This window comes from Mesorhizobium sp. NZP2298 (assembly GCF_013170825.1).
Lineage (GTDB): Bacteria > Pseudomonadota > Alphaproteobacteria > Rhizobiales > Rhizobiaceae > Mesorhizobium.
This window is the reverse complement of sequence record NZ_CP033365.1, coordinates 7288818-7312824: the sequence shown is the minus strand read 5'-3', so window position 1 is coordinate 7312824 and position 24007 is coordinate 7288818. Positions and strand designations below refer to the sequence as shown.

At 61.9% G+C, this 24007-nt stretch carries 27 protein-coding genes; 4 read left to right on the top strand and 23 right to left on the bottom strand.

Going from position 1 to position 24007, the window contains the following annotated elements:
* Genes EB231_RS34820 through EB231_RS34810 form a run of 3 tightly spaced genes read right to left on the bottom strand, consistent with a single transcriptional unit; the run spans position 1 to position 4603 of the window.
* Positions 1-936 (bottom strand): dimethyl sulfoxide reductase anchor subunit family protein, encoded by a 936-nt coding sequence (locus EB231_RS34820; protein ID WP_172352742.1) that lies wholly within the window; start codon positions 934-936, stop codon positions 1-3.
* Between the two features lie 5 nt (positions 937-941).
* Positions 942-1676, bottom strand: a complete 735-nt coding sequence (locus EB231_RS34815) for a 4Fe-4S dicluster domain-containing protein (RefSeq protein WP_172352741.1) — start codon at positions 1674-1676, stop codon at positions 942-944.
* A complete protein-coding gene (locus tag EB231_RS34810) occupies positions 1673-4603 on the bottom strand; it encodes a molybdopterin oxidoreductase family protein (RefSeq protein WP_172352740.1) in 2931 nt (976 codons plus the stop codon). The genes EB231_RS34815 and EB231_RS34810 overlap by 4 nt, the downstream gene beginning before the upstream one ends.
* Before the next feature lie 278 nt (positions 4604-4881).
* Between EB231_RS34810 and EB231_RS34805 the strand changes: the two genes are divergently transcribed.
* Positions 4882-5784 carry a LysR family transcriptional regulator gene (locus tag EB231_RS34805; RefSeq protein ID WP_172352739.1) on the top strand — a complete coding sequence of 301 codons (903 nt, stop codon included), beginning with the start codon at positions 4882-4884 and terminating at the stop codon, positions 5782-5784.
* Positions 5785-5792: 8 nt separating this feature from the next.
* Here EB231_RS34805 and EB231_RS34800 read toward each other — a convergent pair whose 3' ends face one another.
* The 20 genes from EB231_RS34800 to EB231_RS34705 all read right to left on the bottom strand — a co-directional run bounded on the left by EB231_RS34800 (position 5793) and on the right by EB231_RS34705 (position 22210).
* Positions 5793-7049 carry an Hsp70 family protein gene (locus tag EB231_RS34800; RefSeq protein WP_172352738.1) on the bottom strand — a complete coding sequence of 419 codons (1257 nt, stop codon included), beginning with the start codon at positions 7047-7049 and terminating at the stop codon, positions 5793-5795.
* Positions 7050-7224: 175 nt separating this feature from the next.
* The gene (locus EB231_RS34795) at positions 7225-8016 is read right to left on the bottom strand and encodes a TIGR02186 family protein (RefSeq protein ID WP_172352737.1); all 792 of its coding nucleotides are present in this window, start codon (positions 8014-8016) and stop codon (positions 7225-7227) included.
* Entirely contained in the window at positions 8016-8939 is a 924-nt protein-coding gene (locus EB231_RS34790) for a sulfite exporter TauE/SafE family protein (protein WP_140775455.1), read from the bottom strand. Before EB231_RS34790 ends, EB231_RS34795 begins: the two co-directional genes overlap by 1 nt.
* Positions 8940-9132: 193 nt before the next feature.
* Positions 9133-13167: a peptidoglycan-binding protein gene (locus tag EB231_RS34785; RefSeq protein WP_172352736.1), complete on the bottom strand. Its 4035-nt coding sequence runs from the start codon at positions 13165-13167 to the stop codon at positions 9133-9135.
* A gap of 467 nt (positions 13168-13634) precedes the next feature.
* The gene (locus tag EB231_RS34780) at positions 13635-13823 is read right to left on the bottom strand and encodes a hypothetical protein (protein ID WP_172352735.1); all 189 of its coding nucleotides are present in this window, start codon (positions 13821-13823) and stop codon (positions 13635-13637) included.
* Positions 13820-14083, bottom strand: coding sequence for a hypothetical protein (locus tag EB231_RS34775; protein ID WP_172352734.1), 264 nt, complete (start codon positions 14081-14083; stop codon positions 13820-13822). The genes EB231_RS34780 and EB231_RS34775 overlap by 4 nt, the downstream gene beginning before the upstream one ends.
* Before the next feature lie 171 nt (positions 14084-14254).
* On the bottom strand, positions 14255-15052 hold the full coding sequence (locus EB231_RS34770) for a DNA-methyltransferase (protein ID WP_172352733.1): 798 nt from the start codon (positions 15050-15052) through the stop codon (positions 14255-14257).
* Positions 15053-15277: 225 nt separating this feature from the next.
* Positions 15278-16546 carry an integrase gene (locus EB231_RS34765; RefSeq protein ID WP_172352732.1) on the bottom strand — a complete coding sequence of 423 codons (1269 nt, stop codon included), beginning with the start codon at positions 16544-16546 and terminating at the stop codon, positions 15278-15280.
* Positions 16516-16821: a hypothetical protein gene (locus EB231_RS34760; protein WP_246740847.1), complete on the bottom strand. Its 306-nt coding sequence runs from the start codon at positions 16819-16821 to the stop codon at positions 16516-16518. Before EB231_RS34760 ends, EB231_RS34765 begins: the two co-directional genes overlap by 31 nt.
* Positions 16818-17174 (bottom strand): hypothetical protein, encoded by a 357-nt coding sequence (locus EB231_RS34755; protein WP_172352731.1) that lies wholly within the window; start codon positions 17172-17174, stop codon positions 16818-16820. The genes EB231_RS34760 and EB231_RS34755 overlap by 4 nt, the downstream gene beginning before the upstream one ends.
* Complete coding sequence (locus EB231_RS34750; RefSeq protein WP_172352730.1) at positions 17171-17371, bottom strand: hypothetical protein; 201 nt, start codon at positions 17369-17371, stop codon at positions 17171-17173. Before EB231_RS34750 ends, EB231_RS34755 begins: the two co-directional genes overlap by 4 nt.
* Positions 17371-18084 (bottom strand): hypothetical protein, encoded by a 714-nt coding sequence (locus EB231_RS34745; protein WP_172352729.1) that lies wholly within the window; start codon positions 18082-18084, stop codon positions 17371-17373. The genes EB231_RS34750 and EB231_RS34745 overlap by 1 nt, the downstream gene beginning before the upstream one ends.
* Positions 18081-18584, bottom strand: a complete 504-nt coding sequence (locus EB231_RS34740) for a hypothetical protein (RefSeq protein WP_172352728.1) — start codon at positions 18582-18584, stop codon at positions 18081-18083. Before EB231_RS34740 ends, EB231_RS34745 begins: the two co-directional genes overlap by 4 nt.
* Positions 18577-18762 (bottom strand): hypothetical protein, encoded by a 186-nt coding sequence (locus EB231_RS34735; RefSeq protein WP_172352727.1) that lies wholly within the window; start codon positions 18760-18762, stop codon positions 18577-18579. The genes EB231_RS34740 and EB231_RS34735 overlap by 8 nt, the downstream gene beginning before the upstream one ends.
* Entirely contained in the window at positions 18759-19874 is a 1116-nt protein-coding gene (locus tag EB231_RS34730) for an RNA ligase (protein WP_172352726.1), read from the bottom strand. The genes EB231_RS34735 and EB231_RS34730 overlap by 4 nt, the downstream gene beginning before the upstream one ends.
* Positions 19871-20806, bottom strand: a complete 936-nt coding sequence (locus EB231_RS34725) for a phosphatase domain-containing protein (protein WP_172352725.1) — start codon at positions 20804-20806, stop codon at positions 19871-19873. The genes EB231_RS34730 and EB231_RS34725 overlap by 4 nt, the downstream gene beginning before the upstream one ends.
* A gap of 11 nt (positions 20807-20817) precedes the next feature.
* Complete coding sequence (locus EB231_RS34720; RefSeq protein ID WP_172352724.1) at positions 20818-21018, bottom strand: hypothetical protein; 201 nt, start codon at positions 21016-21018, stop codon at positions 20818-20820.
* Positions 21018-21203, bottom strand: a complete 186-nt coding sequence (locus tag EB231_RS34715) for a hypothetical protein (protein ID WP_172352723.1) — start codon at positions 21201-21203, stop codon at positions 21018-21020. The genes EB231_RS34720 and EB231_RS34715 overlap by 1 nt, the downstream gene beginning before the upstream one ends.
* Positions 21200-21406 carry a hypothetical protein gene (locus tag EB231_RS34710; protein WP_172352722.1) on the bottom strand — a complete coding sequence of 69 codons (207 nt, stop codon included), beginning with the start codon at positions 21404-21406 and terminating at the stop codon, positions 21200-21202. Before EB231_RS34710 ends, EB231_RS34715 begins: the two co-directional genes overlap by 4 nt.
* 123 nt (positions 21407-21529) lie before the next feature.
* Positions 21530-22210 carry a helix-turn-helix domain-containing protein gene (locus EB231_RS34705; protein WP_172352721.1) on the bottom strand — a complete coding sequence of 227 codons (681 nt, stop codon included), beginning with the start codon at positions 22208-22210 and terminating at the stop codon, positions 21530-21532.
* Positions 22211-22698: 488 nt separating this feature from the next.
* Between EB231_RS34705 and EB231_RS34700 the strand changes: the two genes are divergently transcribed.
* The 3 genes from EB231_RS34700 to EB231_RS34690 are packed head-to-tail and all read left to right on the top strand — an operon-like array spanning position 22699 to position 23995.
* A complete protein-coding gene (locus EB231_RS34700) occupies positions 22699-22881 on the top strand; it encodes a hypothetical protein (RefSeq protein ID WP_172352720.1) in 183 nt (60 codons plus the stop codon).
* Complete coding sequence (locus EB231_RS34695; protein ID WP_172352719.1) at positions 22878-23087, top strand: hypothetical protein; 210 nt, start codon at positions 22878-22880, stop codon at positions 23085-23087. Before EB231_RS34700 ends, EB231_RS34695 begins: the two co-directional genes overlap by 4 nt.
* Positions 23084-23995, top strand: a complete 912-nt coding sequence (locus EB231_RS34690; RefSeq protein WP_172352718.1) for a hypothetical protein — start codon at positions 23084-23086, stop codon at positions 23993-23995. Before EB231_RS34695 ends, EB231_RS34690 begins: the two co-directional genes overlap by 4 nt.
* Positions 23996-24007: the final 12 nt, after the last annotated feature.

Genomic DNA, 24007 nt, shown 5'->3' with positions numbered 1-24007 from the left:
TCAACGTCCGTAGTAAAGGGTGACCGTGTGCTTTGCCTCGGCGAAGAATAGCCAGCGCTCGACCAGCATGCCGGCAAACTGGACGATCGCGGCGAGCACCGACGGCGCCGCCGCAAAGGGCCAGGGCAGGGCGAAGGTGGCGATGAGCAGCAGGACGGGCAGAGCGAAGGCCAGCAGCTGCGTGATCCGGCGCAGCTTCGCACTGTGCTTGCGCGCGATGCGGAAGCCCATTTCCTTGAGCAGGTAGTTTTCCTCGGTATGCGGCCATTCCAGCGACCGCACCGTCCCGCCGGCCAGACCGGTCGCGGTGTTGGCGGTGGTTGGGATCTCGAGCCGGTCATTGTAGCGCCACGTCGCGAGTTTCCAGCCCCAGCCGACAAGGCTGGCAAGCATCGACAGCGCAAGCATGGCTCTTGAGCCGATGCCGAAGCCCTGCAGCAGCGCGTTCAACAGAATGCTGCCGGTCATGGTCGCGAAGATCAGATAGGCTGGCAAGGTGTAGCGGCTGTGCCATTGGGCAATCGGCTTCAGTGACGCATAGATCATCCCAGTGGTGCAGACGGTGACGATCGCACCGATGGCGGCCAGCAACCCGGCAATGGCCACCCAGCCATCAGTGTGGCCGAAGAACACCCAGCCTATGCCGAACAGTCCCGCCGGGATGAAGGTGATGATCGACGACACGCCCTCGCGCGACAGCCAGGAACTGCGCCACTGCGAGAACGCCCGCCATGCGCGTTCGGGCCGGCCGAGATGACCGGTCGAGGACAACAATCCCGCCGCGACCAGGCCGAGCGCCAGCGCCAGGCCGATGAGGCCGAGCCAGAAATCGGGCGGGATGATCTGGAGCCCACCGAGCACGCCAAGCAGCGCGAGCAGGCCGTAGCCGGCACCAGTGGCGGTGGTGAAGAAGACAACGGAGAGGGCTGGATGCATGGATGTCAGTTCGAAAGCATGCGGTCGACCCAGCCGAGGAAACCCCCTTCGGCCCGCACCGGCTCCAGCGCGGGAGCGGTGACCGATGCGGCGCGCTGCGTATGCGCGCGCGGGGGCAGATATTTGTTGGTCGGCCGATAGCCGAGTTCCGGCATCAGGTCGACCCCGCCGCGCTCCACCACCAGTTGCGAGACGGCCGAGAGGGGATCGCCGAGATCGCCGAAGTGCCGCGCGCTTGTCGGGCAGGCGGCGACGCAGGCCGGCACGCGGTCTTCCTCAGCCAGATTGTCGTTGTAGATGCGGTCGACGCAGAGCGTGCATTTCTTCATGACGCCGACATCGGTGTCGAATTCGCGCGCGCCATAGGGACAGGCCCAGCTGCACAATTTGCAGCCGATACACTTGTCTTCGTCGATCAGCACGATGCCGTCCGAGGCCCTCTTGTAGGAGGCGCCGGTCGGGCAGACGGTGACACAGGCCGGCGTCTCGCAATGCAGGCAGGAGCGCGGAAAATTGACCGTACGCCCGCCCATCTCGGTGGTGTGCTCATAGCTGTGCACGCGGTTGAACCAGACCCCATCGACATGGCCGCCATAGGGGTCGATGTCGGTCAGCGGCGCCATGTGTCCGCCGGTGTTCCATTCCTTGCAGGCGGTGACGCAGGCCTGGCAGCCGACGCAGGTGTCGAGATCGATGACCAGACCGAGCTTCTTATCCGTATGAGAGGGAAGGCAGGTCATTCCGCGGCCTCTCTTGCCCGGCGAAATTCGGCGCCGAAAGTCAGCTTGTCGGGCGAGGGCTCGAAATGCGGCGGCTGGTGGAAACGCTCAAATTGCGGCTCGGTGAAGCCGGCTTCCTCATCAGCGCATTTGACGATTCGCACGCGAAGATCGAACCATGCCGCCTGGCCGGTGACCGGGTCGGAATTCGAATAACGTTTGCCCTGCGCGTCGGCCGAGGTCTGGTCGCCGATGACGTGGTTGAGCAGGAAGCCGCGATTGCTCTCGGCGGCGTCATCCTTCAGCCCCCAGCTGCCGCGACGCTTGCCGATCGCGTTCCAGGTCCAGACCGTGCTTTCGTTCACCCCGTCGATCAGCTTGATCTGCCCCTTCACCCTGCCATTGATGCTTTCGATCCAGACCCAGTCGTCGTCGACGAGGCCGAGGCCGGCAGCGGTGCGGTGGTGCACGAACAGCCGGTTCTGGCTGGTGATCTGCCGCAGCCAGGCATTTTGCGAGCCCCAGGAATGATACATGTGCATCGGCCGCTGCGTCAGCGCATGCAGCGGATATTTATCGAGGTCGACGGCCGCTTCCTCGAAGGGCATGTACCAGAACGGCAGCGGGTCCATGTAGGTCTCGATGCGCTGACGCTCGCCCTCCGGCGGCTGGACACGGCCATGGCCACGCGCGGCCAGCCGAAAGCGCTGCATCGGCTCGGAATAGAGCTGGAAAACGATCGGATCGGCCTTGGGGATAAAACCCATCTGCACCGCGAAATCGAGATAGGAGCGGTTGGCCATCTTGTAGTAGCGCTGGTCGTTGGCAAAGTCGTGATGCCAGAAGCCGCCATTGTCGATGTAGCGCTGCAACTGATCCGGATTGGCCTCGCCCCTGCCGATCGACGTCCCGTTCTTGCCGCGCCAGCCGGCCAGCGGACCGATGCCGGGCGAGCGCTCGTGGTTGACGATGTAGTCAGCATAGTCGGCATATTTGGCCGCTCCGTCGTCATTGACGAAGCCGGGGAGTCCCAGCCGCGCACCCAACTCGATCAGCACCGACTGGAACGGCCTGACGTCACGGTCCGGCTCGACGACGGGATGGCGGATGGCGTCACCCGGCCCGTCGGCGTGGCTGATCGGCCGGTCGAGCAGGCTGATGCAGTCATGGCGTTCGAGATAGGTGGTGTCGGGTAGCACCAGATCCGCGAACGGGACGGTCTCGGAGTAATAGGCGTCGGAATAGATGATGAAAGGGATCTTGTAGTTGCCCACCTCGTCATGGTCGGTCAGCATGGCAATCGTCTCGACGGTGTTCATCGAGGAATTCCAGGCCATGTTCGACATGTACATCATCAGCGTGTCGATCGGGTAGGGATCGCCGGCCCAGGCATTGCGGATGACGGTGTGCATCAGTCCGTGTGCCGCCAGCGGAGCGTCCCAGGAATAGGCCTTGTCGATGCGAAGCGGCGTGCCGGCCTCATCGACCAGCAGATCGTCCGGCCCACAGACAAAGCCGAGCGGCATGCCGTCGAGCGGCGTCATCGGCTTGACGGTCTTGCCGGCGGGTTTCGGGCCAGGCGGCGCCGATCTGGGGTAGGGCGGCTTGAAGCGGAAGCCGCCGGGAACGTCCACCGTGCCCAGCAGCACCTGCAGCAGGTGGATGGCGCGGCAGGTGTGAAAACCGTTCGAATGGGAGGAGATGCCACGCATGGCATGCATCGACACGGGCCGCCCCTTGATCGTCGCGTGCCGGCGTCCGGCCCAGTCGGTCCAGGCCACCGGCAGTTCGATCGTCTGTTCGAAGGCGACATGGGCGAGTTCGGCGGCGATCCGGCGGATCGTATCGGCGGCAATGCCGCAACGCTCGGCGACCGCATCGGGGGCGTAGCTCTCGTCAAGATATCGGTCGGCGATCAGCTGGAACACCGGCGTGCAGCGGCGTCCGTCGATTTCAAGGCTGCCGGTCAGCGCCGGCTTTGCCTCCGGGTCGATGGCCTTGACGGCGGTCTTCGCCACCCTGTCCCAGGCCAGCGGGTTGCCGTCGGCATCCCTAACGAACAGCCCGTCGTCGGAGGCGCCAGGCTCCTGCACGACGAGGATATGGGCGTTGGTGTAGCGGAGCAAATAATCGAGATCGACGCGGCCAGCCTTCAGCAGTTCGTGGATGAGGGCGAAGACGAACAGGCCGTCGGTGCCGGGCCGGATGCCGATCCAGTCGTCGGCGATCGCATTGTAGCCGGTCCGGCACGGATTGATCGAGACCACCTTGGCGCCGCGCGCCTTGAGTTTGCCGAGGCCGATCTTGATCGGGTTGGAATCATGATCCTCGGCGACGCCGAACAGCATGAAATATCGCGTGTTGTCCCAGTCGGGCTCGCCGAACTCCCAGAACGAGCCGCCGATCGAGTAAAGGCCGCCGGCCGCCATGTTGACTGAACAGAAGCCACCATGGGCGGCGAAATTCGGCGTGCCGAACTGGCTCGCCCACCAGCCGGTGAGAGACTGCGATTGATCGCGGCCGGTGAAGAAGGCGAGTTTCTTCGGATCGTTCCGGCGGATGGCGGACAGCCGTTCGGTGGCGATCGCAAACGCTTCTTCCCACTCGATCTCGCGGAACTCGCCCGAGCCGCGCGGGCCGGTGCGCAGCAATGGCTTCTTCAGCCGGGCCGGGCTGTAGTGCTGCATGATGCCGGAACTGCCCTTGCCGCAGATCACGCCGCGATTGACCGGATGGTCCTTGTTGCCGTTGATGTAGCGGACCTTGCCGTCCTTGATGTGTACGTCGATGCCGCACCGGCAGGCACACATGTAGCAGGTGGTCTTGGCGATGCTGTCCGAAACGCTTGGCGAGGTGTCGACGCCGTCACCCTCATCGGGCGCGCGCGTGTCGGCAAGCGGGCGTTGCGATGGTGCCGAATTCGCGCCGCGCGGCGGACCGTGGATCATGGGCTGGTTGTGCCCGCACGGCCGGCGGCTTTGGCCCGCGTCTTCGGCCCCGGGCCGCGCATGTAATGTTCTTCCGGGTGATAGCGATCGCCGGCCAGCCGCCGCCTTATGCCACGGGCCCAATGGGCAAACAGGGATCTGAACCGCCCGATCATTTTATGCGCTGCGACCTGAAGGCCAATTTTTTCTAACTTCGCCTGAAAAAGTAGAATAAAGCCATCGATCCGTCTAATCAGTTGTTCTTGTAAATTCGATCGATATTGGTTCTTAATGCGTCCATGACCCTGGAGCAGTTGCGCATTTTCGTTGCCGTCGCCGAGCGCGGCCACATGACCAAGGCGGCGGAGCTTTTGGGTATCTCCCAGTCGGCGGCTTCGGCCGCCATCCGCGCGCTCGAAGAGCAGCACGGCGTCCATCTGTTCAACCGCGTCGGCCGCAACATCGAGCTTGCCCAGACGGGCCACCGGTTCCTGCCAGAAGCCAAGGCCGTGCTGGAGCGGGCCGCCGCCGCCCGCAATGTGCTGGAACATGTCTCGCAGACGGTCGCCGGCAGCCTCTCCATCGCCGCCAGCCTGACCATCGCCAGCTACTGGCTGCCGCGCCGGCTGGCGTCCTTCCACGAGGCCTATCCGGCGGTGCGGCTGAGCGTCAGCATCGGCAACACAAGGCAGGTCGAGGCCAGCGTGCTGGACGGAACCGCCGATCTCGGCCTGGTCGAGGGGCGCACCGAGTCCGACATATTGCGCCGCGCCAAGGTCGATACCGACCGGTTGATGCTGGTTGTTGCCGCGTCACATCCCGAGATCGTCGAAACCGCGCCGGGCCGGCCAGACATCAGGGGCCTGCGCTGGATCATCCGCGAGGGCGGCTCGGGCACGCGCGAGGTGCTGGAGGACCTTGCGCGGCGCGAGGGCATTTCGCTTGCCGATTTGCAGATCTTCCTGGTGCTGCCCAGCAACGAAGCCGTCCGCCAGGCGGTGGAGGCGGGTGCCGGCGCCACCATCATCTCGGAACTCGTCGTCGGACGCGCCGTGGCTGAGGGCAGTCTGAGAGCCGTGCCGATTGAACTGCCGAAGCGCGACTTCGCCATGATCACGCACCGCGATCGGCAGGCAAGCCTGGCCCAGATGGCGCTGAAGGCACATCTGGCTACAGAGATGAACGGGTCTGCGCCAGGGTAGGGTTCGGGTCAGCCGAACTTGCGCTGGGCATCCAGCGCCAGGCCAAGCCCGACCGAGCCGAACATGTCGCCGTCGATGACGGAAGCGTGCGGCACCAGCGACAGGATTTCCCGTCTTGCCAGCGGGATCGCGGTCGAGCCGCCGGTCAGGAACACCGCCGTGATGTCGGACGGCCTGACCTGCGCGTCGCGGATGGTCTCGGCCACCGTTGCGGTGACGCGCTCGATGTCCCTGGCGATCGTGGCGTCCAGCCCGTTGCGTGTGATCTCGGCGGCAAACTCCACGTCAGATAGCCTCACCGCGACTTCCGCCGACGACAGGTCGGTCAGCTCGATCTTGGCCTTTTCGACCAATGCCGCCAGCGCGTGCCCGTAGCGGTGCTCGACGATGTGGATGAAGCGGTCGACCAGATCGGCGCGCGCGGCCTCGTAACGGATCTGGCGCAGATGCGTCATCGCCTTGGCGGTGTAGACCAGATTGATGCGCTGCCATGTCGCGAGATCGATGAAATAGCTGGCCGGCAGATTGCGTTTGCCGTCCTTGGTCGGAGTTAGATAGCCGAGCTGCGGCATGACATGGGCGATGCTGAGCAGCCGGTCGAAATCCGTACCGCCGATATGGACACCTCGGCTGGCCAGGATGTCGTCCTTGCGGTCCGGCGATCGGGCGCGCTCGGGCGAGACGCGCACGACCGAAAAATCCGATGTGCCGCCGCCCATGTCGATGATCAGCGCCAGCTCCTCGCGCGTCACCCTCTGCTCATAGTCGAGCGCCGCCGCGATCGGCTCGAACTGGAAGGCGATGTGCTTGAAGCCCTGGGCGTGCGCGGCCTTTTCCAGGTCGCTCTGGGCATTGGCGTCGGCTTGCGCATCGTCATCGACGAATTGCACCGGGCGGCCGAGCACCACGGTCTCCACCTGGTCGCCGCCATCCTCCTCCAGCCTTTTCCTGAGATGCCCGAGGAACAGGCCTATGATCTCCATGAAGCCGATCGAGCGCGCCTTGATGCGTGTCTTTTCATGCGCCAGCGAGCTGCCGAGCACGCTCTTCAGCGAACGCATCAGCCGGCCTTCCACGCTGTCGGTGTAGTTGGCGATCGCTTGGCGGCCAAAGAAGATGCGGCCATCCTCGAAATTGAAGAACACGGCGCTCGGCAGCGTGACCTGGCCGTCCTCAAGCGTGACGAGACGGGGTTGCCCGTTGCGGACCACGCCGACAGTGGAGTTCGAAGTGCCGAAGTCGATACCGGCGAATGCTGGTCGCAAGGCAGCCTCCTGTCATTGGCGCCAGGCAGTGGATCGGCGCTCGCAGGAGAAGCGTGCGCTGCGGTTTCGGGCGACCGAACCACTTTGCCGAATTGAATTGTGCGTGCTTGCCCGGTGGGCGGGGAGGTGCGGTCTATAGCATGAGGCGGGAAAGGGAAACCCCCTTTGGGATGGCTCAGTCCTTGCGGAAGACCAGCCTGCCGAGCCAGCCCGTCAGCATGGCCAGCGATATGGCGAAGACGCCATAGAGGAAGGAGTAGTCGTGGGCGACCCGGAAGATCGACTGTTCGAATCCGGACTTGCGGATTTCGAGCTGGGCCGAACTCTCCTTGATGAACAGGCCGCTCCTGAACAGGAAGGCGCGCGCCTTGTGGGTGCCGACCGGCACATTCGGCGCCAGCCTGACGGTGGCGCGGAACAGGTTCTGCGACAGGAATTGCACACCGCCGACATTTTCGCTGTAGAGGCCGGTCGCGGCCTTGCGTTCGCGTAATGCCGCGGTGAATTCCTCGATCGTCGCCGGACTGTCGCCGGCGTCGGCGGGCTGCATATAGAGGTTGGAGGCGCCGAGCGACAGCTGTCTGTAGCTGTTCGGTTCGGTGATATCCTGCAGCGGCCGCGTCGTTGCCACCGAATAGGACATCGGCACGTTCTCGAAGGTTTCGGAATCGAGATTGACCCACACGCCAAGCACCCGGTCCTTGCGGCGCACCACCACCGGTCGCGGCGGGCCTTCGAGCACGACGATGACATCGTAGCGGTTCTGACGGGCTATAAGCGGGTCGGGGTTTTCCAGCGAGCCGAAGATGGTCAGGTCGGCGCCGGAAAAGCCGGCGGTGATCGAGACATTGTCGGTGGAGAGCCCGATCTGGATGCCTTCCGGCAGCGGCGACTGTGCCTTCGCCGGTGCGGCGGCCGCAAGCAGTGACAGGAGGATGGCGGCTGCGAACGCTTTCGGGCCCGTCATCAGTTGAGGCCCACGCTGGACAGCGAATAGAGATTGGGCGGGGTGACGAAAAGATCGATGGCGAGCCTGATCGCCACGGCCAGCACCAGCAAGGCCAGCAACGCCCTGAGTTGCTCGCCGCGCAGCCTCTGGCCGGCCTTGGCGCCATATTGCGCGCCGGCCACGCCACCCGCCATCAACAGGAAGGCCAGCACGACATCGACCGTCTGGTTGGTGGTGGCATGGACCAGCGTCGTATAGGCCGACGTGAAGATGATCTGGAACAGTGAGGTGCCGATAACGACATTGGTCGGCACCTTGAGCAGATAGATCAGCGCCGGCACCATGATGAAGCCGCCGCCGACGCCCATGATCGACGACAGGAAGCCGATGCCGGCGCCAAGGCCAAGCACAGGGATGACGCTGACGAACAGCTTCGACGCCCTGAAGCGCATCTTCAGCGGCAGCCGGTGAATCCAGTTGTGCTGGCCGGATTTCTTCAGCACCGGGGCGGCACCGCTGCGTGTTGCGCGCAGTGCATTGATGCTCTCGACCAGCATCAGTCCGCCGACCGTGCCGAGCAGCACGACATAAAGCAGCGAGATGAACAGGTCGAGCTGGCCAAGCCGGCGCAGGAAGGCGAAGACGTAGATGCCGGCGGTGGAGCCGACGATGCCGCCGGCCAGAAGCACGCCGCCCAGCTTGAAGTCGAGCGTGCCTCGCTTCATGTGAGAAAGCACGCCGGAGACTGAAGAGGCGATGACCTGGTTGGCGCCCGTGGCAACCGCGATCGCCGGGGGGATGTTGTAGAAAATCAAGAGTGGCGTGATGAGGAACCCGCCACCGACGCCGAACATGCCCGACAGGAAGCCCACCGCCGCCCCCATGGCCAGCAGCACGAAGACGTTGACGGAAATTTCCGCAATCGGGAGATAGATGCCCACCCGTCAGTCTCGATCAGTTTGCCTGTCGGCGAAATACAGCCGCTATGAGCAGTCTCGCACCGAAAAGCCAATTTTTCCTTGCGCCGACGCGGCGGCGGGGTCAAACCCCGTCGCCGCGCCGAAACAAAAAATATCTCAATCAGTTAACAGGCAAATGTATGGCAGTAGCGTCGTGGAAACGACGCTTGTTCTGTTATTTGCGCGCCAGCAGCGCCCGGACCAGTTTCTCATCGACGGCGCCGGTCGCCGGCAGCTTGTTGTCGGTCTGGAAAGCGATGATCGCGTTCTTGGTCTTGTCGCCCATGACGCCGTCGGCGCCGCCGGCGTCATAGCCGTTCTTGTTGAGGATGAGCTGGATGTTCTTGACCGCCTTCTTCATGTCGATGCCGGCGGTCGTCTGCGGCGTACCCTCTTGCCAGGACTCGGGAATGTCGGCCGAATTGGATGCCGCGTTGAGCGGCTTGGCCTTCCACAATTCGGTCGCGGCGCGTGCCCGCTCGAGCTGCTCGGGCCGCAGCGCGTTGGCAATCTCGTCGCGCTTGGCGGCCGCGTCCTTGTCGCCCGTCTTGGCGACGAGCGCGAACCATTTGTAGGATTCCTCGAGGTTCTGCTTCATGCCGACGCCCTTGGCGGCGAGGATGCCGAGATTGAACTGGCTGTCCTTGACGCCGAGGTCGGCTGCCTCCTGGAACCAGTGCGCGGCCGATTCATTGTCGGTCACGCCATCGGCGGCCATGGCGAACAGCACGGCCAGATTGTGCATGGCGCTGGCGTTGCCCTGTTCGGCGGCGAGCTGGTACCAGGTCTTCGACTTCTTGATGTCGCGCGCGACGCCGATGCCTTTTTCGTAGAAATTGCCGATGCGGTATTCGGCCGGCGCGAAACCGAGTTCGGCCGATTTCTCGTACCATTTGGCCGCTGCCGCCATGTCTTCCTTGACGCCGCGCGACTCGGCGTAGCGCGAGCCGATCTCGAACAGCGCCTTGGCGTCGCCATTGGCGGCGGCATCGCGCAATGCGGCTGGGCCGGCATCGGCCGGAATGTCGAACTTGGTCGTGGCTGCCGGTGCATCCGTCGGCGCAACGGCACCGGTGGTGAGTTTGGCCGTGGTCTCATGGACCGCCGTCGGGGCAGCCGCGACCGGCTGGGCATCGGTATCCGTCGCTTGCGCGCCGCCGGTGATGGCGGTCGGAACTGACGCCGTCGCATCCGGGGTCACGGCAACGGGCGCGGCTGGTGCCGGAGCCATCGCGTCGGAGGCGGCAGCGCTCGGGCCGGAAGAGGCGGCCGAAGCCGCGGGCGCCGCAACCGGCGCTGTATCCGCCGTTGCATCCATGTCTGACGGCATCGCCAGGGCGGTCTGCGTCACCATGTCGTCCTTGGTCGCGGACGCGGATGGTTCTGCCTGCCTGACGGCGCGGGCCGGCGCACTGTCCGTTGCCGCCGACTGAACTTCCGCCTTCGGCTGGCTCGTCGTGTCGACGGACGCCGTTTGTACTGGTTTCGCGTCGACGATCGGTGCCGCGTCATTGCCTGCCACCTGGGCGGGATCCGAGAGAAACGCCTTGCCGAGCTGCAGGCCGGCAAGCGCCAGCATGATCGCCGCCGCCGCCATCAGGATCGGCTTGCGCCGCGCCTTGAGCAGGTCGCCGATCCTGAGCGCCTTCACCGGTCCCTTCATCGTTGACTGGCGCTTCAAGGCGTCGGCCTCGGCCGCGGCGGCCTGGGCTGCGCGCCGTGCGGCGGCGATGAAGTCTGATTTCGCGGCGTCGCTTTCGCTGAGCTTGGCCGGCTGACCACGCTCGTCGCGCACCCGCTTCATGATGGCATTGAGGTCCGGCGCACCGGAGCCGGGCTCCAGTGGGCGATTGGCCACTTTCGGGTCGAGGGGCTCGTCGAGATCAACACTCGGGATATCGCTGCTCGGCGTCGAACCGGCCAGCGGCGGAACATCCGCCGCCTTCTTGCCCTTGAAGGCACGTGCCAGCCCGCCGAACATCGATTTGCGGCCTGTCGGCTGGTCCTTCTCGGCGATGGTGTCGGACCCGAGGGCCGCGATGGCGGCAGCCGCGGCGGCTTCCGCGGGCGTGCGCGTACCCAGGTCGCCACGCGCACCGTGCTCGTTGCGCAAGATGGCGGCGGCGCGGCCATCGAGATCGGCCATGTCGCCGGTCAGCGGCGTCGGCTCGTCGATATCCAGGGACGGCGCCTCGACAGCCATCTTGGCGGTCCGCGCGCGGCGCTTGCCGACGGCCTCGTCCTGGCGCGTGTCCAGAAGCTCGCTTACCGCTTCGGGCGGTTCGCTGGTCTCCAGCGAACCAAGCCTGTCGACGATCTTGAGCAATGTGTCGTGGATGGCCTCGAAGGTTCGCGAATTGCGCTCGTCGGAACGCCGCGTCAGTGTTTCCAGCGTCTTCAGGTCCTGGGCGAGGCCGGAAACGGCCGTCGTGTTGGCGCTCGACCCGGCCAGCGAACGCACCGCGTTCTCGGCCGCTTCGCGTGCGGCGCCGAGGATGGAATCGCGGGTGCCGGCCAGCGCCTTCTCGATTTCGTCGAGGCGCGGGCTGATGTCCTCGAATTCCGGCAGTGGGGTGCTCGGCCTGGAAAGATGGGCGGACAGGCCGGCGACCTGCGCTTCCAGGCTGCGGATCAGCGCCGGGTCGATGCCGGCCACCTGGGCCGCCGATGCGTCGAGCCGGCTGGAAATGTCATCGAGCCGGCTTTCCAGTCCACGGATCGCCGCTTCGCCGGCGGGATCGGGCGCGCGCGTCTCCATGCGCGTTGCGAGCGCGGTGAAGCGTGCGTCGATGGCTTCCATGATGCCGGCGCTGTCGACTTGCGGCACGAAGCGCTGGTCGAGCCGGTCGGCAACCTCGTCCAGGCGGCGCTCGAGATCGCGAAACAGCATGTTGCCCTGTTCGATGGCGTCGCCCTGCCGGCGTTCCATCATGCCGGATAGCACGTCGAAGCGCTGCTCGAGCCCCTGGAAGATATAGTCGGCGTCGGGCATGGCAGGCGCCTGGTCGATCTTGTCGGCGATGAGCGTGATCTGCTTGGCCAGCCGTTCCATCGCCTGTTCGGGAAGGTTGGCGCGGCCGGCAAGTTCGTCGACCCGGTTCGATAGCGTGCCCAGCCGATCCATGACCGCGTCGCCAGGGCGATCCTGTGCCACTTCCTCGATCTGCCGGGCGAGCGAGTCGATGCGCTTCTCGATGCGGTCGAAGGCTTCGTGGTCGACCGAATTGGCCTGTGCCGCGACGGTCGAGGCAACGATGGCGCGGGAAATCTCGTCCAGCCGCTCGTCGATCATGGCAAGCGTGTCACCGCCGCGATTGTCCTGCTGGCTGGCGAAGTGATCGACAGCGCCGGCCAGGGTACGGACCTTTTCCTCGAGCGAGCGCAGCGACAGCGATTCGGGCAGGTTGTTGACGGCGTTGCTGATCTGCTCCAGCCGGCCGGTCAGCGCCGCAAGGGCGGGATCGTCGGAACGTTTGCGCTGGTCGGCGTCGACGCGGTCTTCGAAAGCCGCCCAGCGGCGGTCGAATTCGTCCCAGCGGCGGTCGACCTTCTGCACGCTCTCCTCGCGCGCCAGCGTGTCGAGCGCGGCCTTGACCTGCTCGAGCTCGAGCCGCAGCAGATTGACGCTTCTGTCGTCGCTCTTCTCCGACAGCGACTTGATGGCGCCGGAAAGCCGTTCGAACTCGACGCCGAGTTCGGCGCTGCCCTTGCCCGCTGCGCCGGGCTTGGCGTTCGCCTGGAAGGCGCGGTCGATGTCCTTGCGCAGTGCATCGAATTCTCGCTGCAGGCCTGCCGTCATCTGGTGGCGCAGTTCCTCGCGCATGCCGCGCAACTCGCCGGCGATCTTGCCGACCATGGCGACACTGTCTTCCTGGCCGCGCACACGGTCGATGTCGCGGGCGATGGCTTGGTAATTTTGCTCGAATGAAGGGGCTGGCGCCGGGCTCTGCGGGCGTGGTGCCGGTTGCGGATCCTCGTACCAGCGCTGCTGGCCGGTTGGCTGCGCGGCGGGATAGCGCGGGTCCGTGGCGGGATAACGTGGGTCGGCGCCGTATTGGCGGGGAGCCGGACGTGCCGTCACCTCCTCGCGGGTCTGCCCCAATCGCTGCTCCAGCGTCTCCAGCGAGCGGTTCAGTTGCTCGAGCGTGGTCTGCGGCCTGCGCTGCCTGCCGGCGTTGAGTGTATCGAGGTAGGACCGCTTGCTGTTCATCGGTGCGTCCGTCTTTCAGATTGGCCGGCTTGCGGCCGGCTCCCCAAGTCCCTGCCGGAACGAAGGCGACCGCGCTTCCATGCCACGGTGGAAGACAAGCTTCCCGGGGGTTCACCCGCGCTCCGAAAAACCGTGAAAAATTCGATACAGGATAAACACGGGTAGCCGACGCGCCCACATTTCCCTCAACGTGGTAAACAACGCGTTAACTCGGAAACTAATAGAATCAATGGCCGCGTTATTCCGAACGTGGGGGCGTTACGTGTTTCGTTCCGGTTTCGTGCTGGGCCAATCAGGTGGCCTGTAGCCGTCTAGGTAGGCTTTTATCAGCCGCTCTATCGTGGCTGGAACCGCCAAGTCGCCCCTAATGTAGCGGCGGCAAGTGCGGCCATCGATCCCCAATAGCCGCGCTGCGGCTAATTGGGATATCCCTAAGTTCTCAATCGTTGCCCTGAAGGCGGCGGGCGTCATGCCAAGTAGAACCACGCATCGCCTACGCGCACACCCATGACGCTGTCGCCGCGTCCGTTCTTCTTGATGGCGTAGGCGTCGATCGACTTGGAGTCGAGAAGTCGTTGCGCATCGCCCACCAAGGCGTGCATTCCAAGCGGGAATGGATACGCCTTGGCTTCTTCAATGTTCAGCGTCGTTTTCATGACGCACCCGCCATTCCGTAGAATTCGTCAAGCGCACGCTCAGCAGCCGCCTTTGTCTCGAAACCGCCGTACCGCGTAGTGGCACCGGGCAGATGGCGAACACGCGGATACCCCTGCGCCCTGATTTCCGGCATCCAATGGCCAAAAGAGCCATCGTAGTAAACGTCGAACGCCGTACGGGGCAGCGTGCTCACGGAATGAAAGCGTTGCGGATAGCCGTTGCCGCCTGTGTCAATGAACTTTTCTGGAGTCTGGTTCATGGCGAATCTCCTTGTTTCGATGAACCATATATAGGGCGAGCAGCCCTAGGTCGTCAAGCCCTAACTGCAACTATCTTTGTGGCCCAGAACCACCCCGGTAACGCTCAATAACGCGGCTCAATCATATCAAGGGCTTGCGGTCGAACAGGCCGGTTATTGCTTGCGCAATAACTATGCAGCCTCTGCGAATAGGTCTGGCGCGCGATTGTCGTTGGCTGCTTCGATTCGTGCTCGCGCTATGCCTGCATACTCGTCGCTTATTTCGATGCCGATGAACTTGCGACCAAGTTGCGCGGCCATCTTACCAGTTGTCCCGCTTCCGAGAAACGGATCTAGGATGGTGTCGCCAGGATTTGACCATGAGACGATGTGGTCGCGGGCTAGCTGCTCGGGGAACCTGGCGGGATGCTTCGTGTTGTCGTTTGATGCAAAAGGGTGGATATCCCAAACATTTTGCCTTATTGAGTATTCGGGATTAACTCGAAGTCGTGCGTCTTTTTTTACACCATCCTTATTGAACCGACCAAACGAGCTTACCCGGCCAGCGCTTGTGTTTTTATGATCGGCTATGCGGTTGACAGCCTTCGGCTTCCCTTTTGACAGAACGAACATATATTCGTGAGCCTGCCAGTAGGCGAGATTGCTGCCGCAGGCCCCCGTACCTGTCTTTCGGTAAATCATAGTGTCGTGCAGATTGAAGCCACACTCGTCCTTGAAGAACAGCGCTTGCCGAAACGACGTTCCGGTCTCGCTTCCATTGACTGTGGCGTCTCCGACATTCCACACGACAACTCCGCCGACCGCCGTCACGCGATAGATTTCACTGGCTATCGCCTCGAAGTCGAATGCGAATCCGTTATATGTGCGCAGATTGTCGTAAGGCGGGCTGGTGACTGTTAGGTCGACACTATCCGATGGCAACGTCGCTAGCACTTTGGCGCTATCGCCAATTAGCAAATCACATGTCACCGTCGGCTTCCCCTCTGCGCCCAAAACTGTAGTTTAGAGATCCAACCACTTCGCCGCATCTGACGTTTAGGACAACAGCAGAGCAGTGCAGGTTGCTCTTGGTGTTGGCGTCGCGGCACGCTTCATCGATGTCGCTGTGTTCAGCCTCGCAGTACGCGCCAGTCTTCTTGTCAGTCCATGTCACTTGGTACGCCATCACAATTCCTCCGTTTGCCGTAGTTCCATTCACCCGTTCCTCTTCTTCGTCCTGGCATCCGCAAATCGCTCTGACGCCTCGAGCGTAGCGCGGTCGTACACGGCGGCCGTCGTCTTGGTCGACGCATGGCCGGCAACCTTCGCGGCATCGTCTGTAGACGCCCCGCTGGCGCGGCCTTCCGTAATCCCTGACGCTCGCAAGTCGCGCGCCCATATGTTCGCAGGCAGGCCGACAGCCTCTCTGTCCTTCCGCCAGAACTCACCGAAGTAGTTAGACGAATACGGCAAGCCAGTACCGTCTGCGACTATCATCGGCCCCGTCCTTTTCTCGACAGGCCAATGCGCAAGCTCTTCCATCACCATTGGCGCCTTAGCCAGCGGGAAGGTGACGGACAGCCCTGTCTTGGCGCTCGTCTTGGACGGCATGTAGCGTAGCACCAAGTCAGGCCCGACATCTTCCCACCTCAGCCCGAACCATTTTTTAGCCTCGCGCATGGAGGTATGTGGTGACATGACTACGTCGCTTATCAGCGGCGCGTCCATTGGCCACCACTGGCCGATAACGTCCCACAGGCGCAACGTGGTCTCAAACACCATTGCGTACACCAGTGCGCAGGCGGGTCGGTTGTCCGCATGTGCCGCAGCACGCAACGCCACTACCTGGTCAGCGGTAACGATCGACTCGCGGCGCTTCGGATTGGGTATCTTGCGGCTTGCCGTCTTCAGTATCTCGCGCAATTCAGACGCGGCGCGAAACTCTGGCGTGCCAGCCTTTGAACTCATGATTGTAAACGCAATGGCAGCGTCCAGCACGGCACGCATCATCTTAGATGCGGCAAGCTTTTCGCCGCCAGCAGACCAGCGTTCGTGCCAGCGCTTCAGGTCGACGCCACTAACCTCGTCAACGCGCAGTTCACCAAGCTCATATTCAAGGCGTTTGGCGTAGAACTCATAGGGGTGGCGCGAGCCAGGCCGCAGCGCCTTAAACGAGCTGTCCTCGTCGTTGAGGTACTTCTTGATGATCTGGCCGAACGTACCGTCGAATGAGCCTATGTGGCCACGCACGCCTGCCTTCCACGCAAGCGCTTCGGATTGCAACGACTGGCAGCGCGCGATTAGTTGGTCTGGCATGCCGGCTAGCGGCGACAGGTTGATATGCGCGGCCTTCTCGTTGTTCGGAAGATACCACTCTGGCGGGCGCCAATACGGAGTATGCCCAGCACGGCGTTTAATCCACACTAGGCCAGGCGCATCGATGTCGGGACGCACTAGGCCGATCGCTTTTTCTTCGGCTGCCATATCTTCTCCTCGCCGCCAGGCTTCGCCATTGCAAAGCCCGCGGTAATGCCAAAATAGTCCTCATAGAACTTGCGTACCAGTGGCACAGCGCGGCCAGCATGAAGCGGATCCTGAGCCGGGAATCCGCGACGCTCTAGTGTCGGCAGGACCGCGGTCAGCCAGTACTTTGCCGTAGTGCGCCCAACTACTGCAACGGCAATCTCTTTGTCGGTTGCGAATAGCGGGAGCGCGTCAAGAGATTTAAAGGGCAGACGGTTATCATTTGCCGCGCTCACCGCTCTTCTCCCTCATCCTGGGATGCGGCGCGGGCGGCGGCACGGAGATGCGCGACAACCAACTGCGTTGCGGGGCCGCCACCCCAGCCCTCGGTCAGTGGCTCTGTGTCATCATAACCGACCCAGGCTTCGGCTTCTCTAGCAAACGGCTCCAGCGCCTTCTTCACCCGCTCCAGTTCCGCCCTCATCTCCGCTAGGGCTGTGTCCTTGGCGGCGAGGGCGGCGGCGGAATAGCATGGCTCAACGGTGTAGCCAGGCCATTTCGCCACCTCGGTCGGAAAGTTCTTCTGGACCGTCCATTTTGCGCCCTTGGCATTGCTGATGAAGCGCCAAGCTATAGGTTCGTCGCTCATCGTCCACCTCCCTCAGAAGCGAGAGCGGTGCGGCCAGATTCGGTGATGGCTAAGAAATCCCCGTACTTGCCGTCAATCCACCGGGCAAGCCCAAGCTCAACGAGTTTACGCGCCGGAGCGTAGGTTGAAGAAGCCGAGCATGATGTGTCTGCAAGGTCCGCCAGCAATTCAATTTGCGGCTTGGTCAGCTTGGCCATCACCTTCCTCCTTGCGGGGAAGCGGGAAGCGGGCGCCAATGCGTAAACGGAGGGCTTGGCGGGCTCATGACGACGGCAAAGACCCATTCTCCGAACTCGCTATCGAAGCGAGTCGCTAGCACATGACAAGCATGTGGCGCGCTGCCCATTGTCTGCCAGCCGTCCATCTCCCCCACAGGGGTAGAGGAAAGAGCGCTCAGGACGCGGGATCCGTAATCTTGCTGGGCGGCTGCTTTGGCGGCTTCGAACGAGGTGTGAATAGTGGTCTTGCCATCTGGCAGATCGAGGCACACTTGCGCTCCAGAGCGGTAGCAGATGTAGTCGTCTCCAAACCCGCCAGGCGCTCGGGCTTCAACCTGTGACACAGCCTCCCATTCGAGATCGCGCACCTTCACCGCCCCCATATCTCCAGCTTGCGGGGTGGAGAATGCCGCGGCAAGGATCGAATGTGCGTCCTCTACGGCCTTCTCGACGCCATGCGTGGCCTGATACTGGCCGCCGTCGCGATGAATGATCGCCAGCAGTTCGCCGAGCCATTTGTCCGTGCCTGGAGCGGGTACCGATAGAGCGGCGATCGCAGCTTTCAGTTTCGTGATGGTGATAACGACTTCATGCGTGCTGGCTTCTGCCCCTGGCAACGCCTCAGCAACTAGAGCCTCCAGCCAAGTGCACGCCTCGACCATCGCCTCAGATATCTTACCGGAGGGGCTCATGCTGCGTCTCCGTCTGCATATGGTGATGGTTGTGGGGTGGAGAGACGGTCAAGGCGCTCGATTTCAGCGACGATGAGGGCGCCGGCCTTGACGAGATCGCGTCGGCGGGACGTTGGCTTGAACCACGACTTATCCCACGGCCAATAGTGGTCCATGAGGCCGCCAAGGATCGTTCCGAGATTATAGCCGCCAGTTGCGTTCCGGTAATTAGTGAGATTGCTTCCGGCGATCAGCGCATAGATGCCCGCTGCGCGCGCCATCTCGCCGTCTTTGTGCTTGTCATCATGCTCGGGCGTCCAGCCTTCGGACTCCACCTGGCGGCTACGTTCTGTCGCGATATCGGACAGTGCATTCACCACCTCCGCTTCCTGCGAAGCCTTGAGGGAGGCGCGGAGAAACGGCATCAAAGCTTCTGCGAGCTGGCTAGCGCCAAGATTGTGACCGCCATCTACGCGGCGGATTTCTTGAGCGAGCGCGTCGACATCGAGCTTCTCATCCATGGCTGGCATCATTCGCCGCAACCCGCAACCTACGCGCCATGCCAGCCGACCAGACTTCGCCCTTGGCGCCGTAGTAGTTGGCGATGTTACGCGCTGTCTGCGGGTCGATATCGTCGGCAATGATGTTGAAGTTGCCGCCTTCGACGTAAGGGCCAACGCCGTTATAATCGTCGTTCATGATAGTCTCCATGTTGCGTTGTGAAGCGGTCGACATTCCTCAACTTGCGCAGAGGAATTGCAGTTGGCAGCGATACGAGCGCGGATGCACTCGGTTGGCGATTGTCCAGAACGCACCTGAAAGGCTAGCGTGCGCAATGGTCCGTCAAGCTTAAGCGCAACACCAAGCGCGAAATCCTTCTGCGTCATTGATGCGCCTTGGGCGACAATGTCGGTCACTACAGATGCCGTCCGCCGCACGCCGGCCTCTACGCTTGCGTCGTATGCGCTGGCCGCGTCTGCGTCTGGCGCGTCAAGCAGCGGCAAGACATCGTCCAGACCGCCGCTAAGGACTAGTGCCAGGATGTTCTTTTCCTGCAGGATGGAGTCCTTTGCCCTGTGCTTCAAGACATAGTCGTCGCCCTTGGCCTTGACCCATAGTCCGTTGTCGAATTTTACGACGAAGCCTTCCGCGCCTTGGATTGCTCGCGCGTAGGCAAGGAAGTCTGCTGCGTCTGTGTGCTGCGGATTGTGATAGGTGACCAGCGGGACGCCTATCAAGCGAGATAGCGACCATAGCCACGACGCAGGCAGATAGGAGCCGGTCGTGTTGTAGCGGGCAGCCAATAGTGTCAGCGCCGACTTCTCATAGCGAACGACGATGCGATTGTCTGGCGCGGTCCACTCAAATATTGGCGTGATGCCATTGCTCATATTGTAGCGCAGTCCGTCAATCATTGCTGGCGTCAAATGTCGCTCCGCCTTGCGCGCAACATCAGTGCGACCCATGCGCGTCATGAACACTACTTCGCCATTTACGATGGCTGGATGGATCATGGATCCGTCTAACTTCTCCATGATCGTGTGAGGCAGGCTGAAGTCGATGCGGTCAGGCTGCGTTTCTGGCGTCTGGCCGATGTTCATGAACTTGTGAAGAGGACGCGCCAGGATTGATCCGTCTGGCGCAAACTTGAGTCCGCGGCATTCAACTCGAGCCGGATGCGCGAAGGTGTCGTCGCCGGCAAAGACGTAGTCGATGACCTTGTAATCACATTTGTCGGCAATCACGAAGTCATTGCGACCCTCAACGAACGGCAGTACGTCATCGATGTGGTTGATGTGAAAGTGGGTCATGCCGCCACCCGCACATCTACGTGGCGCAGGTCTTCAACCTTGACGTTCTGCAATCCGTCGCCAGCCAGGATATCGCGCAAGGCTGAGCGGAAGCGGTCGTGATGCACTTCGACCAGCGTTTTATCGCCGATCTTGACGTCATTGCGCCACCCGCCTGTCTGGATTTTCAACGCCAGAGGTCGGTCGATAACGACGTAGCGGACAGAAGAACCGACAGGCGCCAATGCCGCGCAGGCCAGTCTATCCCGACGCCGCAGGTTGGTCGCATCAACGATGACGGGCAGCCCACAATCCAGTCGGGCCTTAGCCAAGCGATGCAGCGCCACAAACACGTCTTCGTTGCGCGACTGGTCTTGGATTGAGCCTGTGTAGGCAAGGCGGAGCGCGTCACTGGATAGGACACCATCCTGCCGCTCGCACCACTTCGACTTGCCCGCGCCAGACGGTCCAACCATAAGCGTCAGCAGCGGACCATCCGAAACTGGCGCAATGACTCGGCCTTCTTCTTCCCAGTTTGCGCAAACCTGAAAGCACGGAATGCCTTCCGCGCGCCACATGTCGACCACGCGCTGACGGTCGTCGTAAATCAGGTCAGGCTTGATGTGTTCTTGCGACAGCCAGTAGCGTTTAAGTTCGACGTCCGGTGTGCTGTCTCCGTCGGCGCGCATATGCTGCAAGCGCCAAGGGTCGATGCCGTACGCTGCGAGCCAGGCTTCGGTCTCAGTGCGCACCACGTCGCTACGTGCCGACCAGATGCGCACTGCATGGCCTGCGGCGACGTGCGCCTTAAGCGTGTCGACAACCTCGACGTTCGGCATGTCGTCAACGCACGCCGCGAAGAACGATTTCCAGTCGCGCTTGCCGTTGCGGACGAAGTGCACACGATGGTTGATGTCGGCAAGCGTGCCGTCAAGATCGAATATGACGAACATGTTATCCCCCCTCAAACTGGCAACGCCTGTGCGGCAGGCATCTCAAACCGGTGACCGTTAAACCAGCCAACGATGTGACGCTCGCCGACATCTACGGCATAGAACCCCAAGTCGGTGAGCCGCTCCTGTGCGGACAGCGCAGCGACAGTGCCTGTACGCCAAAGATTGGCAATGCGATCGGCGCTGTTGATGGTTTCGATTATGTTGGCCATTAGGAGAGGCCAACAGCAAGACAGAGAACGCCAGCCACGAAGCAGGCGATGCAGATGCCCATAAGCAGAGCCTGCTCAAACGATACCGCTGGCTCAATCTTGCGGCTCATCTCGCGGCGATACGCTGCGCCGTTGACGAGGATGGAACGGCGCGGGTCGTGGCGTGTGGTGACTTGGAGGTTCATGATTGCACCTGTGTAGCAAGTGCAACGGCCCTTTTTGAGGGTCCAACATCAGCGGAGACGACGCGGCTTTCGGCGTTGTAATGAGTCTGGAGCAGGAAATTGCGGTTGATTAGGTCAACCCAGTCGCCGGTCGTGTGACCCCAGCCGGGCAGCATGTCGAGATCTACCTCGAACTCCATGACGATCTTGGCGCGTTTAAACATTCCCGTAACTCCCTTCAGGAGCCAGGCCGCACGTGGCGGCTACAGGAATCACACTAGGCGTTTTCACAAGTTATGTCAAACAAAAAATGCGCAAACGCCTAGCGCCGCGCATTTTCCTGAAACCTAAAACAAAGACTCTGTGATCTGCGACAGGGCCACGATCCCGGTGATTGTCACTTCTTCCGTGTCACCATTCTTGTAGGCGATCGGCTCTTGAAACTGCGGATCCGTTGAGCGCGGCCAGAGCCAGACCTTGCCGTCCTTGTCAATTACGTACTCTTTCAACGTCGCCTCATACAGCCCGTCCTTGTTCAGCCTCGAGACCAAGACCTTGCTGCCGTTCTTAGGAGAGATGCCATTGGCGATGGTAGACGCCACGATGACGTGCGTTCCTGATGGATAGTACATGTTCATCGACGGCCCGCGAACCACGTAGGCGCTCATGACCAGATTGCGGTATTCTGGCGGTGTGATTACGGGGATTTCGTCCTGATCGTCAGGCGCCCACTCAATCGCTTCCCGCCAGACGCCGGCCTGCACCTCTCCAACGACACGAATCAGGCGCATGTTTTTATTGCCGACCGGGACAACCTCGTCGCCGGTCTGCAGGTATTGAACCGACACGCCGAGAACGCCAGCCAGGGCAACGGCATTATCAAGCGTGATTCCCTGTTCATCGCGCTCCCACCTGGATATAGAAGACTCGTCCGTTGGAATCTGCTTGGCAAGCTGCTTCTGAGTAAGCCCCTTGGCTTTTCTTGCCGCACGAATGCGCGAGCCCACGGTGTCTTCAACGGCGTCCATAAAAATGTTCCCTCGCGAATCAATGGAATGCGCTTACGCCTATTTTGAGCTTGCGTCAACGCCTAGTTTAATTCTTTGTTAACCTGCCAGACGAGACGTTAGTAGAACGTTGCGTGTAGGCGTCTACACAATTCGAACTTGACAAAAAATGTGAAAACGCCTATTCCTTGGATTGCGATTAACGAGTCGGCGCTGGGTCTGGTTCCATCCTTCTCGTAAAAATCTTAGGTAACAAGGACACAGCCCATGAAACGTCAAGAGCGTGCCCGCGCAATGCGGGCAGCGGGGACTTCCTTTGACCGCATAGCCGAGCAAACGGGGCTATCGGTCGGCTACATCCGAAACTTCTGTGGCGATGTCGAGCGCGTAGTGAAAGAGACAGCCGCTACGGTTGTCCGCTACGGCGCGCACAATGGCGGCTGCTCTAGTTTGAGCGGAATGCAGCCAATCAGCATGCCGAGGATCACGACTCTCCATGGGGTGTTGGCATGAAGAAAATAGAACTTGGTGCATTGGTGCGTGTGCAGTTGGAAGGCCGCGTCGTTGCCCGTGATGAAATGGGCGACAATGGCTACTTGGTTGAGCATGGGCCGGAAGGCGACGTGAAGCAGGACTGGATACCGCCCGAAATTATCGAGGCGGTCACGGTGGCAGACGGAGGCGGCATATGATCGGCTCGCGCGTTAGACTAGTCGGCACAACGCTTGACGGCATGCTGGTCGGCAAGAGCAGCTACATCGACCGCATGGACCGCTTTACCGTCCGCTACATGGACGCGGTTGGCAGCCCGCAAGAGCGCGAGTTCACGGCCAGTGAGATTTCATTCGACGGCCGTGAGGCTTTGGACAACGTTGTGGATTTTAGGAGGGTTGGATGAATATGCATGTTGAGCACAAGGAACCTACCGTTGAGCAAGCCATTGAGGCGCTTGGCGGAAGCAGATTGTCGTCTGCCTTCGTGTGGGAATGGACGCCGCAAGGGCATGGCTTCTGGGAAAAGCAAAACGAGAAAGGCGAGCTTTCGCGAGAGGGTCGAGCCTATCTTGAGTCGGTTGTCCGCGCCGGTTCCGCCCCCAAGTTCGCCGTCGGCGACAAGGTGCGGGTGGTGAAGGATGGCAAAGATAGCAGATCATGCCACGGAGCAAATGCAGGAGACGCCGATACTGTCCTCTCTGTAGAGGACGATGGCGTCACTGGAAAGCTATGGTCCTACTACAACGATGAAGTCGAACTCATCCCCACCAACGTCACCTCCTGCGCCGCAGCCGAAGTCGACAATCTGGCCGACGAGTATGGCGGGCGTGCCGGTCTGAAGATTGTCGCTGGCCGCCATTACAAGACGCGCGACGGTCGCAAGGTCGGGCCTATGGAATGGCGCAACGTCGGAACGAAGGAGTTCCCGTGGCAAGGTGACATTCCTGGCGGATGTCACGATGGCTGCAAGACTGGATTTATCTTCAGGCTTGACGGCACCAACTACGAACACACCAATCTCGACCTCATTGCCGAATGGTCCGACAGCGTTCCGCTGCGTGGCGTTTCGCCCATCGTGGCTGTTGCTCCCGCAACAACCACTGCGAAGTCGGAAGAGATCACGATGGCTGACATCGTGCGGCGGCTTGAGAGGCTTGAAGGTGCCAGCATCGAAGAGCCGATTAAGGTCGGTGACTACGTGACCCTTAAAGTGCCTGCGCGCGTAACGGGTATCGACAAGCAGAACGCCAACCTCATCATGGGTGGCGGCGGAAGCTTCGTTCTTCCCGTCACCGACTTGGTTGCCGCATAACCACACACACAC

Coding starts and splice junctions, on each gene's coding strand:
- EB231_RS34820 (WP_172352742.1), bottom strand. CDS start 936: ATGCATCCAGCCCTCTCCGTTGTCTTCTTCACCACCGCCACTGGTGCC.
- EB231_RS34815 (WP_172352741.1), bottom strand. CDS start 1,676: ATGACCTGCCTTCCCTCTCATACGGATAAGAAGCTCGGTCTGGTCATC.
- EB231_RS34810 (WP_172352740.1), bottom strand. CDS start 4,603: ATGATCCACGGTCCGCCGCGCGGCGCGAATTCGGCACCATCGCAACGC.
- EB231_RS34805 (WP_172352739.1), top strand. CDS start 4,882: ATGACCCTGGAGCAGTTGCGCATTTTCGTTGCCGTCGCCGAGCGCGGC.
- EB231_RS34795 (WP_172352737.1), bottom strand. CDS start 8,016: ATGACGGGCCCGAAAGCGTTCGCAGCCGCCATCCTCCTGTCACTGCTT.
- EB231_RS34785 (WP_172352736.1), bottom strand. CDS start 13,167: ATGAACAGCAAGCGGTCCTACCTCGATACACTCAACGCCGGCAGGCAG.
- EB231_RS34780 (WP_172352735.1), bottom strand. CDS start 13,823: ATGAAAACGACGCTGAACATTGAAGAAGCCAAGGCGTATCCATTCCCG.
- EB231_RS34775 (WP_172352734.1), bottom strand. CDS start 14,083: ATGAACCAGACTCCAGAAAAGTTCATTGACACAGGCGGCAACGGCTAT.
- EB231_RS34765 (WP_172352732.1), bottom strand. CDS start 16,546: ATGGCAGCCGAAGAAAAAGCGATCGGCCTAGTGCGTCCCGACATCGAT.
- EB231_RS34755 (WP_172352731.1), bottom strand. CDS start 17,174: ATGAGCGACGAACCTATAGCTTGGCGCTTCATCAGCAATGCCAAGGGC.
- EB231_RS34750 (WP_172352730.1), bottom strand. CDS start 17,371: ATGGCCAAGCTGACCAAGCCGCAAATTGAATTGCTGGCGGACCTTGCA.
- EB231_RS34745 (WP_172352729.1), bottom strand. CDS start 18,084: ATGAGCCCCTCCGGTAAGATATCTGAGGCGATGGTCGAGGCGTGCACT.
- EB231_RS34740 (WP_172352728.1), bottom strand. CDS start 18,584: ATGGATGAGAAGCTCGATGTCGACGCGCTCGCTCAAGAAATCCGCCGC.
- EB231_RS34735 (WP_172352727.1), bottom strand. CDS start 18,762: ATGAACGACGATTATAACGGCGTTGGCCCTTACGTCGAAGGCGGCAAC.
- EB231_RS34730 (WP_172352726.1), bottom strand. CDS start 19,874: ATGACCCACTTTCACATCAACCACATCGATGACGTACTGCCGTTCGTT.
- EB231_RS34725 (WP_172352725.1), bottom strand. CDS start 20,806: ATGTTCGTCATATTCGATCTTGACGGCACGCTTGCCGACATCAACCAT.
- EB231_RS34720 (WP_172352724.1), bottom strand. CDS start 21,018: ATGGCCAACATAATCGAAACCATCAACAGCGCCGATCGCATTGCCAAT.
- EB231_RS34715 (WP_172352723.1), bottom strand. CDS start 21,203: ATGAACCTCCAAGTCACCACACGCCACGACCCGCGCCGTTCCATCCTC.
- EB231_RS34710 (WP_172352722.1), bottom strand. CDS start 21,406: ATGTTTAAACGCGCCAAGATCGTCATGGAGTTCGAGGTAGATCTCGAC.
- EB231_RS34705 (WP_172352721.1), bottom strand. CDS start 22,210: ATGGACGCCGTTGAAGACACCGTGGGCTCGCGCATTCGTGCGGCAAGA.
- EB231_RS34700 (WP_172352720.1), top strand. CDS start 22,699: ATGAAGAAAATAGAACTTGGTGCATTGGTGCGTGTGCAGTTGGAAGGC.
- EB231_RS34695 (WP_172352719.1), top strand. CDS start 22,878: ATGATCGGCTCGCGCGTTAGACTAGTCGGCACAACGCTTGACGGCATG.
- EB231_RS34690 (WP_172352718.1), top strand. CDS start 23,084: ATGAATATGCATGTTGAGCACAAGGAACCTACCGTTGAGCAAGCCATT.